We start from the raw sequence: 13,066 nt of genomic DNA on the forward strand, positions 1-13,066 counted from the left end.
GTCAGCCCATCCGTTTGAGTTTCGGATCGAGCGCATCGCGCAGACCGTCGCCGAGCAGATTGATGACGAGCACCGAGATCAGGATCGACAGGCCTGGCATCGTCACGATCCACCATGCGCTTTCGATGTAATCGCGCGCCGATGCGAGCATCGCGCCCCACTCCGCCGCCGGCGGCTGCACGCCGAGGCCGAGAAAGCCGAGCGCGGCAGCATCGAGAATCGCGGACGAGAAACCGAGCGTCGCCTGCACGATCAGCGGCGCGGCGCAGTTCGGCAGCACTTGCGAGAACATCAGGCGCACGGTGCCCGCGCCCGCGACGCGCGATGCCGTCACGTATTCCTTCTGCAATTCGCCGAGCGCCGACGCGCGCGTGAGACGCACGTAACCGGGCAGCGCGACGATGGCGATGGCGAGCATCGTGTTGACGAGCCCCGGCCCGATGATCGCGACGACCGCGACCGCGAGCAGCAGCGAAGGCAACGCGAGCAGCACGTCCATCACGCGCATGATCGGCGTATCGAGCCAGTGGAAGAACGCGGCCATCAGACCGAGCACGACGCCCGGAATCAGCGCGAGCACGACCGACACGAAGCCGATCCAGAACGACAGCCGCGCGCCGTACATGAGACGCGAGAGAATGTCGCGGCCGGCTTCATCGGTGCCGAGCAGGAACATGCGGTTGCCGCCTTCGAGCCACGCGGGCGGAATTTTCACGTAATCGCGATATTGCTCGATCGGGCTATGCGGTGCGATCAGCGGCGCGAGCAGCGCGACGAGAATCAGCGCGAGCACGATCACGCCCGCGACGACGGCGCCGCGATTGCGCGAGAAATTCGCCCAGAATTCGCGCGCCGCGACCATGCGCCCGGACGGCGGCGTGAGCGCGCCCGGCGGGAGATTGTTTTGAACGTCAGCCATTCGTTATGCCTCGCGCCGAGCGGCCTCAAGCGAGGCATGCGCCCCCTTGGGGGGCAGCGAACAAGTGTGAGCGTGGGGGTACATGTTTTCCTCAGCGAGTATGGCGAATGCGCGGATTCAACACGCCGTACAACAAATCGACGACCAGGTTCACGACGATCACGAGCGTCGCGATCATCAGAATGCCGCCTTGCACGACCGGATAATCGCGGCGCGAAATGGCGTCGATGAGCCACTTGCCGACACCCGGCCACGAGAACAGCGTCTCGGTCAGCACCGCGCCCGCGAGCAGCGTGCCGACCTGCAGGCCGATCACGGTCACGACAGGAATCAGCGCGTTGCGCAGCGCATGCACGACGACCACGCGCAGCGGCGACAAACCCTTCGCGCGCGCCGTGCGGATGTAGTCCTCGCGCAGCACTTCGAGCATCGACGAGCGCGTCATGCGCGCGACGACCGCCAGCGGAATCGTGCCGAGCACGATGGTCGGCAGAATCAGATGCGACACCGCCGACGTGAACGCGCCTTCGTCGCTGGAGAAGAGCGCGTCGATCAACATGAAGCCGGTGACGTGCGGAATGTCGTATTCGACCGCGATGCGGCCCGACACCGGCGTCCAACCGAGCTTCGCCGAGAAGAACATGATGAGGATCAAGCCCCACCAGAAAATCGGCATCGAATAGCCCGTGAGCGCGGTGCCCATCACGCCGTGATCGACGACCGTGCCGCGCCTGAGCGCCGCCGCGACGCCCGCCGGCAAGCCGACGACGAGCGCGAAGATCATCGCGCAGATGGAGAGTTCGACGGTCGCCGGAAAGCGCGCGAGGAACTCGCCCATCACGCTGGTATTCGTGATGATCGACGTGCCGAGATCGCCTTTCAGCGCGTGCCCGACGTAGGTGAGGTATTGGACCGGCAGCGGCTGGTCGAGACCGAGGCGCTTCATGGCTTCGGCGTGCATCGCGGGATCGACGCCACGCTCGCCCATCATCACTTCGATGGGGTCGCCGGGAATCAGGTGGATGAGCGCGAACGCGAGAATCGTAATGCCGATGAACGTCGGTATCACCATTCCTATGCGTCGCAAAACGAATCGGAACATGGATCGTCCTTTTCGGTATTGGGAGGACTCAAAACGTGACCGGCGGCTTGGATCTTGTGGACCCGCGCCGCCGGACCTGTTCGATTAACTATGGTTTAGTGCAAAAAGCGTTCCGTAGACAAACTTTATTGCATGCCGACGCCATCGAAGCGAACGTAGCCGAGCGGCTCGATCTTCATGTTCGTCACCTTCTTGCTCACCGGCTGATACACCGTCGAGTGCGCGATCGGCGAGAACGGCAGTTGCTGCGCGAAGATCTGCTGCGCATCGGTGTAAGCCTTCGTGCGCGCGGCGACATCGGTCGTCGAACGGCCCTTCACGACGAGTTCGTCGAACGGCTTGTAGCACCACTTCGAGAAGTTGCTGCCCTTCACGGCGTCGCAGCCGAGCAGCGTGCCGAGCCAGTTGTCGGGGTCGCCGTTGTCGCCGGTCCAGCCGATCAGGAGCGCATCGTGTTCGCCCGCGTGCGCGCGCTTCAGATACTCGCCCCACTCGTACGAAACGATGTTCGCCTTCACGCCGATCTTCGCCCAGTCGGCCTGGATCATTTCCGCCATCAGCCGCGCGTTAGGGTTGTACGCGCGTTGAACCGGCATCGCCCAGAGCGTGATTTCGAAGCCGTTCGGGAAGCCCGCCTTCGAGAGCAGTTCCTTCGCCTTCGCGGTGTCGTATGTCTGGCCCTTCAGATTCTTGTCGTAGGACCACTGCGTCGGCGGCATCGGTGCGGTGGCCGGCTGGCCCGCGCCCTGATACACGGAATCGATGATCGCCTTCTTGTTGATCGCCATGTCGAGCGCGCGGCGCACGTCGGTGTTGTCGAGGCCCTTCTTCGTCACGTTGTACGCGACATAGCCTTCGTTGAAGCCCGCCTGTGACGGCGTATCGACATTCGATGCCGACTTCAGCGCGGCGATATCGCCCGGACGCGGATAGCTCATCACCTGGCATTCGTTGTTCTTCAGCTTCTGCACGCGCACGGCCGCGTCCGGCGTGATCGAGAAGATCAGCTTGCTGATCTGCACGGCGTTCGGCTTCCAGTAATCAGGATTGCCGTCGAAGCGGATGGTCGCGTCCTTCGTGTAGCTGCGGAAGATGAACGGACCCGTGCCGACCGGCTGCTGGTTGATGTCGGCGGCCTTGCCGTCTTTCAGCAGCTTGTCCGTGTACTCGGCGGACAGGATCGACGCGTATTCCATCGCCATGTTCTGGATGAACGGCGCGCTCACTTCCTTCAGCGTGAACTTCACGGTGTACGGATCGACCTTCTCGATCTTCGAGATCAGCTTGTCCATGCCGAGGTCCGTGAAGTACGGAAACTGGACGTTGTACGCCTTGCGGAACGGATTGTTCGGATCGAGCATGCGGTTGAACGTGAAGATCACGTCATCCGCGTTGAATTCGCGCGTCGGCTTGAAGAACGACGTCGTCTGGAACTTCACGCCGTGACGCAGATGGAACGTGTAGCTGAGGCCATCGGACGACACGTCCCACTTTTCGGCGAGACCCGGCTCGACCTTCGTACCGCCGCGCTCGAATTCGACAAGACGGTTATAGACGGTGAAGGTATTCGCGGTGAAATCCGTGCCGGTGGTGTATTGCGCCGGATCGAAGCCGGCCGGGCTGCCTTCCGAGCAATACACGAGCGTCTTGTTCGGGATTCCCGCGGCGTGTGCCGCGGTTGCTGCAAAGAGCGTCGCGGTGGCGACGGCGCCTGCGAGCGCCGATCCGCGGATGGCTCGCAACAGGCTGTTTTTGTTCATGTTTCCTCCAAGTCGATGCCGGCTTCTGGCCGACGTAGCGCGAGTGTACTTGATCGCGCCGCCCCGCTTTTTTCGAAGCACACGCGCAAAGTGGGCGCTACCCTAGCACGAACAAAAGTGACACGTGTACTTGGTTTTCCCCACTAGAGTTTGTCGTCGGTGGCGCTCCGATAAGGGTAGGTTATCGGGCATGTCCGCACCTGATACATCGGGCGACGAAATATTGCTCGAACAGGCGCGCGCTAACGCAAAAAAGACGACGGTAAGGGGATTCAGAGAAAGAACCGCGCGGCGAGCGCCGCGCGGGTGAAACATTGATGCTGATCAGACGCTCTTGAAGCCGAGACGTTCGCAAACCGTCTTCGACGCCCACGCGCCGTTAAGCGTGTAGAAGTGCAGACCCGGCGCGCCATCATCGATGAGACGGCGGCACAGGCCCGTCACCACGTCGACGCCGAACGCGCGGATCGACTCGCGATCGTCGCCGAAGCTTTCAAGCCGGCGCGCGATCCACTTCGGCACTTCGGCGCCGCACATGTCGGAGAAGCGCATCAGTTGCGAGAAGTTCGTGATCGGCATGATGCCCGGCACGATCGGCACGTCGACGCCGAGCTTGCGCGCTTCCTCGACGAACTTGAAGTAGGAATCGGCGTTGAAGAAGTACTGCGTGATCGCCGAGTTCGCACCCGCCTTCACCTTGCGCGCGAAGTTTTCGAGATCGGCTTTCGGCGACCTCGATTGCGGATGAAACTCCGGATACGCGGCCACTTCGATGTTGAACCAGTCGCCGTGCTCCTGACGGATGAACGCCACCAGTTCCGACGCATAGCGCAACTCGCCGACTTCGCCCATGCCCGAAGGCAGATCGCCGCGCAGCGCGACGATGTGGCGAATACCGTGCTCGCGGTACTGCAAGAGAATGGCGCGCAGACTGTCCTTCGACGAGCCGATGCACGAGAGATGCGGCGCGGCCTCGAAGCCTTCCGCGGCCATTTCGAGCACGGTGTCGAGCGTGCCTTGCTGCGTGGAGCCGCCCGCGCCGAACGTCACGGAGACGAACTTGGGCGAGAGCTTCTTCAACTCGGCGCGGGACGCGCGCAGCTTGTCCACGCCTTCCTGCGTCTTCGGCGGGAAAAACTCGAATGAGAGTTCGATCGGTTTCATGATGTTTTTTGACGCACGGCAGCGCGCGGTCCAACGTCAACCGAAGTTGCGATTCCCGAAGATCAGCGCCGACAGCAGCCACGACACGATGCTGTAGAGAATCGAGCCGAAGAACGCGGACCAGAAGCCCGATACTTCGAAGCCCTTCAACAGCGACGAGCACAGCCAGAAGCACAGCGCATTCACGACGAGTATGAAGAACCCGAGCGTGACGATGGTCACCGGCAACGTGAGGATGATGAGAACAGGCCGGATGATCGCGTTGATGAGACCCAGCACCACCGCGATGATGAGCGCCGTGCCGAAACTGCGGATATGAATCGAAGGCACGAGGTAGGTGATGATCAGCAGCGCGAGCGCGTTGATCAGCCATGTCAGCAGCACGGTCATCGAGAAATCTCCGGTTGATGCGTTGAATCGCGCGGGCGTGGTCGTCACGCCCGCGCCTGTTACGGCTGCCGTCAGCGTTTAATAGCGGTAGTGGTTCGGCTTGAACGGGCCGTTCTTGTCGACGCCGATGTAGCCGGCCTGCTCGTCCGACAGCACGGTCAGTTCCGCGCCGATACGGCCGAGGTGCAGGCGCGCGACCTTTTCGTCGAGATGCTTCGGCAGCACGTAGACTTTGTTCTCGTACTTCTTGCCCTGCGTGAACAGTTCGATCTGCGCGAGCGTCTGGTTCGTGAACGAGTTCGACATCACGAAGGACGGATGGCCCGTCGCGCAGCCGAGGTTCACGAGACGCCCTTCAGCCAGAATGATGATCTTCTTGCCGTCCGGGAAGACGATGTGATCCACCTGCGGCTTGATGTTGTCCCAAGTGTATTGACGCGTCGACGCGATATCGATTTCCGAATCGAAGTGGCCGATGTTGCAGACGATCGCGTTGTTGCGCATCGCCTTCATGTGATCGTGGTTGATGACGTGATAGTTGCCCGTCGCGGTGACGAAGATGTCGGCGCGGCTCGCGGCGTATTCCATCGTCACGACGCGGTAGCCTTCCATTGCGGCTTGCAGCGCGCAGATCGGATCGATTTCCGTGACCCACACCGTCGCGCCCAGACCGCGCAGCGATTGCGCGCAGCCCTTGCCCACGTCGCCGTAACCCGCGACGACCGCGATCTTGCCGGCGATCATCACGTCGGTCGCGCGCTTGATGCCGTCGACGAGCGATTCGCGGCAGCCGTACAGATTGTCGAACTTCGACTTCGTGACCGAATCGTTCACGTTGATGGCGGGGAACGGCAGGCGTCCTTCCTTTTCCATCTGATACAGGCGATGCACGCCCGTCGTGGTTTCTTCCGTCACGCCCTGAATGTGCGAAAGGCGCGTGGAGTACCACGTCGGATCGGCGTCGAGGTGCTTCGCGATCGACTTGTAGAGCGCGATTTCTTCCTCGTTCGTCGGCTTGGCGATGACCGAACGGTCCTTTTCCGCCTTCGCGCCGAGGATGAGCAGCAGCGTTGCATCGCCGCCGTCATCGAGAATCATGTTGGCGAATTCGCCGTTCGGCCATTCGAAAATGCGATGCGAGAATTCCCAGTATTCGTCGAGCGATTCGCCTTTGAACGCGAACACCGGCGTGCCGCCCGCGGCGATCGCTGCAGCTGCGTGATCCTGCGTCGAGAAGATGTTGCACGATGCCCAGCGCACGTCCGCGCCCAGCGCCGTGAGCGTTTCGATCAGCACGCCCGTTTGAATCGTCATGTGCAGCGAGCCGGCGATGCGCGCGCCCTTCAGCGGTTGCTGCGCCTTGTACTCTTCGCGCGTCTGGATGAGACCCGGCATTTCCGTTTCGGCGATGTCGAGCTCTTTGCGGCCCCATGCGGCAAGCGACATGTCGGCAACGATGTAATCCTTGGAACCGTTGGAATCGAGAACTGCGGCGTTCATCACGCCCTCCTTTTCTAAAAAGACTAGAAATGTTGACGTGAGCGCCGTTCGATGCGGTGGCTCAGCGGGCGCCTTGACTGCCTGGCGCTTTCGAACCGTCCGGATTGAATGCTTCCGAGCCTGGCGGGCGGATTCGATGAATCGCCCGTCGCAACGCTCCTCGGAAACGAGCGTCGATTGTAGCAAAGTCTCGTGTGGCGAATGCGTTTTCGAGACGCCGAAGAGGGACTTTCGCGGCGCGCGCAAGCGCTCAGAAAGGCAGTACGGAAAGCACTGGCGCGAGCAGCACCATCACGACACCGGCGATCATCATCGTGAGACTCGCGACGACGCCCTCTTCGCTCCCCAGTTCGCGCGCCTTCGCCGTGCCGACGCCATGCGCCGCCGCGCCGAACAACGCGCCGCGCGCGAGCCGCGTGCGCAGCGGCACGAGCGCGAGCACGATTTCGCCGAAGAGCATGCCGCAGACGCCCGTCGCGATCACGAAGAGCGCGGTGAGGTCTTTGGGCGCGTGGATCTTGTCGGAGACGGCGAGCGCGAACGGCGTCGACACGGAACGCGTCGCGAGGCTGCGCTGCAATTCCGGCGACAGATGCAGCAGCTTCGCGAGCGCGAGCGAACCGCCGACCGCCACCAGAATGCCGACCGTCACGCCGACGGTCAGCGAAATCCAGTGCCGCTTGATGAGTTCGCGGTACTCATAGATCGGCACCGCGAACGCGACCGTCGCCGGTCCGAGCAGCCACATGAGCCAGCGCGTGTCGGTGTAATAGACCGAGTACGGAATGCGCGCAATCACGACGATGACCGCGAGCACCGCCGGCACGGCCAGAAGCGGCGTGAGCCACGGCCGCCGGAAGCGCGCGTACAGATGCTTGGCCGCGAAGTACAGCGCGACGGTCAGCACGAAGCAGCCGGCCGCGATGAGGCGCGCGGCGTCGTCTTCGAGAAGCGAGGCAAAGAAGTGGTTCATGTCCGCTCGCTCAGGCGCGGGCCGCGTGTCGCGCGACGAGCACACGGCGCAGGGCGAGACGGCGTTCCAGGCGCGCCGCACGGTCGACGGCGAACGCCACGGCCACCATCACCATCAACGTTCCGCCGACGACCACGAGCGCGAGCCGCCAGCCGTCTTCCATGAACAGGCCGCCGTACTGGACCGCCGCGACCGCCGCCGGGATGAAGAAGAGCAGCATGTCGGACAGCAGCCAGTCCGCGCCCGCCTTGACCCAGCGCGGCGCGACGCCGCCGCAGAACAGCAGCGCGAGCAGCGCGACGAGGCCGATCACGCCGCCCGGCACGGGCAGCGACAGCTTGCGCGCGACGAAATCCGCTACGACCCAGATCCCCGCGAGCGCGGCGGACTGCACCGCGACGCGCAGGAAGCGGGCGAAGGCGGACGGCGTTTTGATCGGCAGGGCGGTGGACATGGCGGCTCTCGTGGGCTGAAGGCGACTGATTAGGGTTATCCCGTAGGCTGAGTATATGGGCGCACCTTGCATAATAAAAATGACTTAACCTTATTCGAATCATTCCAAACTGGAATTCGGAGCCGACGATGGAATTGCGCGCCTTGCGGTACTTCATCGAAGTGGTGAAGCAGAAGAGTTTCACCGCTGCCGCCGAACACATGTTCGTGACGCAGCCGACCATCAGCAAGATGGTGAAGGCGCTGGAGGACGAGGTCGGCTCGCCGCTGCTTCTGCGCGAGGGGCGTCAGATGGTGCTGACCGACGCCGGCCAGATCGTCTATCAGCGCGGCGTCGAGGTGCTGGCGGCGCACGCGCGTCTGGAAGCGGAGTTGAACGATCTCGGCACGTTCGGGCGCGGCACGCTGACGATCGGTATTCCGCCGATGGGCGGATCGCTCTTCACGCCGGCCATCGCCGCGTTCCGTCGCCGTTATCCGAAAGTTGAGCTGAAGCTGTTCGAGCGCGGCTCGAAGGCGATCGAGGCGGCGCTCATCGACGGAGAGCTCGAACTGGGCGGCGTCTTGCAGCCGGTCGACACCGCGATGTTCGACGTCCTACCCGTGAGCCGGCAGATTCTCTGGCTCGTCGCGCCGAAGGGTTCGCGCTGGGACGACGCCCGCGAAGTCGCGCTCACCGATCTCGCCGCCGAACCGTTCGTGTTCTACGGCGAGAGCCTCGCGCTCAACGACGTCGTGCTCAACGCGTGCCGTGAGGCGGGTTTCGCGCCGACGATCGTCGGCCGCAGCGGGCATTGGGATTTCATGGCGGCGCTCGTGCAGGCAGGCATCGGCATCGCGCTGCTGCCCGCGCCGTACTGCCGGCGTCTAGACGCGAACGCGTTCACCTGCCGTCCGGTCGTCGCGCCCGAGATTCACTGGGACATGGCGCTCGGCTGGCGGCGCAACGGTTATCTGTCGCACGCGGCGCGCGCGTGGATCGAGGTCGCGCGGGAAATGCTGCCCGCGAATCTGGATCAGGATTTCATGGCCGATGGCTTTCCGCGAAACCGGTGACATCCACGCAAAAAAAAACGCGCCGGCCCGCCATGAGCGGACCGGCGCGTCATTTACAGCGGCTCGCGCGATTCCCGAATCAGTTCAGTTCCTTGAATTCGATTCGCCGATTCGCCGCGCGGCCTTCGCGCGTGGCGTTGTCGCCGATCGGATGCGCGTCGCCGAAACCTTCCGCCGTCAGCGTGTCGGCCGGCACGCCACGCTGGATCAGATACGAACGCACGGACCGCGCGCGCTTTTCCGACAAGTGGAGATTCACCGCCGGATTGCCCGAACTGTCCGTGTAGCCGCCGATCTGCAGCTTGATCGGCTTGCCGTTCGCGTCGCAATCCTTCAGCCCCTTCGCGGATTCGGCGAGTTCGTTCAGCGCCGCGCGCGGCAACTCGTTTGACGCGAAGCCGAACTTGATCGGACGCAGATTCAGATTCTTCGCGACGTCGGCGGCACTGCAATTCGCGGCAGCGTCCGACGCGGCGAGCGTTTTTGCGGCGGCGGTCGTGTCGGTTGCGCCGATCGTCCAGCCGTCGCCGAAGAACGCCTTCAGCTTGTCCAGCCAGCCGAGCTTCGAATCGCCCGCGCGGCCGCTCAGGTCGATCTTGTCGCCAACCACGCGCACTTGCGCGCCCGGCAGCGTCATGACCGGGAGCAGGCCGTCGAGTTTCGCGATCCACGCGGCGGGCTTCGTGTCCGGATCGACCGCGATGTCCGCCTTGAACTTGTCCGCGCCGAGCTTCGCGGCGAGCGTGTCGAGCAGTTCGCGGCGTTCGTGCTCGTCGTGGACGGTAGCGGTCAGCGTCGGAACGCCGGATGCGTCGACGACGAAGGACATCGTTGCGTCCTTGGAAGGCAGCGCGGCCGGCGCAGACGCTTGATCGGCCGCGGCGGCCGTCGCGCCCGTTGCCGTCTCGGCGCTCGCGTCGGAAGCGGCGTCCGGCTTCGCGACGGGCGCGGCGTCTTCCGGCTTGTTGTCCGTCGAGCAGCCGCGACCGGCCAGAACCGCGAACATCGCGAGCGCGGCAGCGGATGCGATCCACCACCATTTCTTCCGGCCCGCGTCTTCCTTCACGGCGTGATCGGCGGCGGCGGGCGCTTCCTGCGGCTGCGCGAACACGGCGGCTTCCTGCGTCGCCGGATGTTCCAGATGCGCCGACACCGCCTTCAGCCGCGATGCGACACCCGCGAGAAACGCGCCGACCGAACCGAGACCGAGCGCGTTGGCAAACGCGTCGGTCATGTTCGCGCGCACGACCGGCAACTGATGGCCGAGCAGCGTCGGAAGCTGGCTGGGATTGCCGTTGTGCTGCGTGAGATAGCGCTTGAGCACGCCGAAGAGCGTCGCGCCGACCACGCCGGTCAGCGTGCGCGTGGCGCTCGCCGCGACGCCCGTGTATTCGGCGATGCGCTCGGCGAGCAGATTGAGATTGTCGCGCGAGGCGATTTCGGCATCGGCTTTTTCGCTGCTGTCGACGAGCGTCTTGAAACCCTCGTCCTGCACGACGAAGTGCGGCAGTTCTTCGGCGATCAGCGCGTTGGTCGCCGGCGACATGATCGCCGCGAACAGATGACGCGCGCCTTCGAGCGACGACGCCTTGTTCATCATCGCGCCGATCAGCGCCGGCCCGCACAGCGACACGACGCGCCGCGCGGATTCCGGCGCGCAGCCGATGCGCCCGGCGACATGCTGCAACACGCTTTCGGTCAAAGCGCCCTGGACAAGTTGATTGAGGTTGATGCTCATTGAGAATGCTTCCGTGAAAGGCGTTACTGCAATCGCCGGAATCAGGCGTGCCGATTATAGGTTCGGGTTCCGGCGCGTCATCGGGGCGGGATTAACAATCGGATTTATCTCAGTGAGCGGCGCTTTAGGAGCGCGCATCAAAAGTTCCCGATCGATCCCGAAAAGAACGGTGCCTCTACACGGCCGATCCGTGCGCGGCCTATGATTCCTGAATTCGAGATGACGCCCGGACGGCCGATCCGCCGAAAGCGCTGTTGCGCGCGTCCGACAGCGACGAATCACCGCAGAAGGAGAGCGACGATGTCCGATCCCGCCGATCGCCCGTTCGGGCAAACCCACGACGTCACGAATCAGGCGTCGCCGCTCGTCGGCTATGACGCGTTCGCCTTCGATCCGGCGCTCGTCGCCGCCGTCGGACGCGAAGGCGCGCATTGGCATGTGCAGACGCTTTCGCGCGACGGGATGGCGCTGACGCAGCCGGACGTCGTCGCGCTGGCCGAGCTCGCCAACCGCCACGAGCCCGAACTCGCGACGCACAGTCCGCGCGGCGAGCGCATCGACGCCATCGAGTTTCATCCGGCGTGGCATGAACTGCTGCGGCGACTGCGCCATGAGGGATTGCACGCGATGCCGTTCGAGCCGTCCGCGCGCGCCGGATCGATGGCCGCGCGCTGCGCCGGCTACTATCTGCACGGCCAGCTCGAATCGGGCTCGCTGTGCCCGATCACGATGACCTTCGCGAGCATCCCCGTTCTGCGCAACGAACCCGACCTGTTCGCGCGCGTTTCGCATGCGCTGCTTTCGCGCGAACACGATCCGCGCGACATTCCGCTCGAAGCGGGCAAGCATTCGATGATGATCGGCATGGGCATGACCGAGAAACAGGGCGGCTCCGACGTGCGCAGCAACCGCACGCGCGCGCACGCCATCGACAGAAACGGCGCGATGGGACGCGGAGGCGCTTATCGGCTGGTCGGTCACAAGTGGTTCTTCTCCGCGCCGCAATGCGACGCGCATCTCGTGCTCGCGCGCACCGCCGACGAAGGCGGCCTGTCGTGCTTCTACGTGCCGCGTTTCGCGCCGGACGGCCGCAAGAACGCGGTCCAGATCCAGCGCCTGAAGGACAAGCTCGGCAACCGCTCGAACGCGAGCAGCGAAGTGGAGTTTCTCGATGCTTACGGCGTGATGATCGGCGACGAGGGACGCGGCGTGCCGACCATCATCGAGATGGCGAATTTCACGCGGCTCGATTGCGTGATCGGCAGTGCGGCGCTGATGCGCGCGGCGCTCGTCCAGGCGATTCATCACGCGCGGCAGCGCAGCGCGTTCGGCGCGCATCTCGTCGATCAGCCGCTGATGCGCAACGTGCTCGCCGATCTCGCGCTCGAATCCGAAGCCGCGACGGTGCTGTTCATGCGGCTCGCGGGCGCGTTCGAGCAGAGCGCCGCGCCAGGCGGAGCGCTCGCCGAACGCGCGTGGCGGCGCATCGTCACGCCCGCCGCGAAATTCTGGGTCTGCAAGCGTGCGCTCGAATTCACCGGCGAAGCGATGGAAGTCTGGGGCGGCAACGGCTATGTCGAAACCGGGCCGATGGCGCGTTTCTATCGCGAGGCGCCGGTCAATTCGATCTGGGAAGGCTCGGGCAACGTGATGTGCCTCGACGTCCTGCGCGCGTTCGAGCGCGAGCAGGACGCCGCGCACGCGCTCATCGACGACTGGAAGACGACGGCGGGCGCGCATCCGGCGCTGGCGGGCGCGCTGTCGTCGCTGATTGCGATGCTGACGGACGATCCGTCGATCCGGGAAGCGTCGGCCCGGCGCATCGCGCAGCAATTGACGTTGTGCGCGCAGGGCGTGCTGCTCGCGCGGCACGCGCCGCAGGATGTCGCCGATGCGTTCGTCGAATCGCGTCTTGGCGACGCGCGCGGCGAAAACGGGCGCGTGTACGGCACGCTGCCCGGACGCTTCGATCACGCGGCGATCGTCACGCGGGCGTTCGCCGCCTGAGAAA

Annotated in this window: 11 protein-coding genes and 1 riboswitch; of the genes, 2 read left to right on the forward strand and 9 right to left on the reverse strand. The window is 64.2% G+C overall.

The genetic code is table 11. From position 1 onward, the window contains the following. Position 1 precedes the first annotated feature (1 nt). The 8 genes from BG60_RS25995 to BG60_RS26030 all read right to left on the reverse strand — a co-directional run bounded on the left by BG60_RS25995 (position 2) and on the right by BG60_RS26030 (position 8,262). Positions 2-919, reverse strand: coding sequence for an ABC transporter permease subunit (locus BG60_RS25995; RefSeq protein WP_034473256.1), 918 nt, complete (start codon positions 917-919; stop codon positions 2-4). Between the two features lie 91 nt (positions 920-1,010). Then, the gene (locus tag BG60_RS26000; protein ID WP_008352611.1) at positions 1,011-2,021 is read right to left on the reverse strand and encodes an ABC transporter permease subunit; all 1,011 of its coding nucleotides are present in this window, start codon (positions 2,019-2,021) and stop codon (positions 1,011-1,013) included. A 125-nt stretch (positions 2,022-2,146) separates the two neighbouring features. Then, complete coding sequence (locus BG60_RS26005; RefSeq protein ID WP_008352609.1) at positions 2,147-3,781, reverse strand: ABC transporter substrate-binding protein; 1,635 nt, start codon at positions 3,779-3,781, stop codon at positions 2,147-2,149. 324 nt (positions 3,782-4,105) lie between these two features. Further along, positions 4,106-4,945 (reverse strand): methylenetetrahydrofolate reductase [NAD(P)H], encoded by an 840-nt coding sequence (metF, locus tag BG60_RS26010; protein ID WP_008352607.1) that lies wholly within the window; start codon positions 4,943-4,945, stop codon positions 4,106-4,108. 36 nt (positions 4,946-4,981) lie between these two features. Beyond that, a complete protein-coding gene (locus BG60_RS26015) occupies positions 4,982-5,335 on the reverse strand; it encodes a phage holin family protein (RefSeq protein ID WP_008352606.1) in 354 nt (117 codons plus the stop codon). A 78-nt stretch (positions 5,336-5,413) separates the two neighbouring features. Beyond that, positions 5,414-6,835 (reverse strand): adenosylhomocysteinase, encoded by a 1,422-nt coding sequence (ahcY, locus tag BG60_RS26020; protein WP_008352605.1) that lies wholly within the window; start codon positions 6,833-6,835, stop codon positions 5,414-5,416. Between the two features lie 32 nt (positions 6,836-6,867). After that, a riboswitch (S-adenosyl-L-homocysteine riboswitch) is annotated at positions 6,868-7,003 on the reverse strand. An 82-nt stretch (positions 7,004-7,085) separates the two neighbouring features. Beyond that, complete coding sequence (locus tag BG60_RS26025; protein WP_008352604.1) at positions 7,086-7,808, reverse strand: LrgB family protein; 723 nt, start codon at positions 7,806-7,808, stop codon at positions 7,086-7,088. A 10-nt stretch (positions 7,809-7,818) separates the two neighbouring features. Continuing rightward, positions 7,819-8,262 (reverse strand): CidA/LrgA family protein, encoded by a 444-nt coding sequence (locus BG60_RS26030; RefSeq protein WP_034473259.1) that lies wholly within the window; start codon positions 8,260-8,262, stop codon positions 7,819-7,821. A gap of 128 nt (positions 8,263-8,390) precedes the next feature. On the opposite strand from BG60_RS26030, the gene BG60_RS26035 reads away from it, so the two are divergent. Then, entirely contained in the window at positions 8,391-9,317 is a 927-nt protein-coding gene (locus BG60_RS26035) for a LysR family transcriptional regulator (protein WP_008352602.1), read from the forward strand. Between the two features lie 79 nt (positions 9,318-9,396). On the opposite strand, the gene BG60_RS26040 is transcribed toward BG60_RS26035, so the two are convergent. After that, positions 9,397-11,055 carry an OmpA family protein gene (locus tag BG60_RS26040; protein WP_034473261.1) on the reverse strand — a complete coding sequence of 553 codons (1,659 nt, stop codon included), beginning with the start codon at positions 11,053-11,055 and terminating at the stop codon, positions 9,397-9,399. Between the two features lie 300 nt (positions 11,056-11,355). Between BG60_RS26040 and BG60_RS26045 the strand changes: the two genes are divergently transcribed. Then, on the forward strand, positions 11,356-13,062 hold the full coding sequence (locus BG60_RS26045) for an isovaleryl-CoA dehydrogenase (RefSeq protein ID WP_008352599.1): 1,707 nt from the start codon (positions 11,356-11,358) through the stop codon (positions 13,060-13,062). The last annotated feature ends 4 nt before the right edge of the window (positions 13,063-13,066 follow it).

The sequence above is a fragment of the Caballeronia zhejiangensis genome, assembly GCF_000698575.1.
GTDB classification, from domain to species: domain Bacteria; phylum Pseudomonadota; class Gammaproteobacteria; order Burkholderiales; family Burkholderiaceae; genus Caballeronia; species Caballeronia zhejiangensis.

Excerpts from the sequence above, each read along its gene's own strand:
- BG60_RS26025 (WP_008352604.1), bottom strand. The coding sequence starts at position 7,808 with ATGAACCACTTCTTTGCCTCGCTTCTCGAAGACGACGCCGCGCGCCTC.
- metF (WP_008352607.1), bottom strand. The coding sequence starts at position 4,945 with ATGAAACCGATCGAACTCTCATTCGAGTTTTTCCCGCCGAAGACGCAG.
- BG60_RS26005 (WP_008352609.1), bottom strand. The coding sequence starts at position 3,781 with ATGAACAAAAACAGCCTGTTGCGAGCCATCCGCGGATCGGCGCTCGCA.
- BG60_RS26040 (WP_034473261.1), bottom strand. The coding sequence starts at position 11,055 with ATGAGCATCAACCTCAATCAACTTGTCCAGGGCGCTTTGACCGAAAGC.
- BG60_RS26000 (WP_008352611.1), bottom strand. The coding sequence starts at position 2,021 with ATGTTCCGATTCGTTTTGCGACGCATAGGAATGGTGATACCGACGTTC.
- BG60_RS25995 (WP_034473256.1), bottom strand. The coding sequence starts at position 919 with ATGGCTGACGTTCAAAACAATCTCCCGCCGGGCGCGCTCACGCCGCCG.
- BG60_RS26015 (WP_008352606.1), bottom strand. The coding sequence starts at position 5,335 with ATGACCGTGCTGCTGACATGGCTGATCAACGCGCTCGCGCTGCTGATC.
- ahcY (WP_008352605.1), bottom strand. The coding sequence starts at position 6,835 with ATGAACGCCGCAGTTCTCGATTCCAACGGTTCCAAGGATTACATCGTT.
- BG60_RS26035 (WP_008352602.1), top strand. The coding sequence starts at position 8,391 with ATGGAATTGCGCGCCTTGCGGTACTTCATCGAAGTGGTGAAGCAGAAG.
- BG60_RS26030 (WP_034473259.1), bottom strand. The coding sequence starts at position 8,262 with ATGTCCACCGCCCTGCCGATCAAAACGCCGTCCGCCTTCGCCCGCTTC.
- BG60_RS26045 (WP_008352599.1), top strand. The coding sequence starts at position 11,356 with ATGTCCGATCCCGCCGATCGCCCGTTCGGGCAAACCCACGACGTCACG.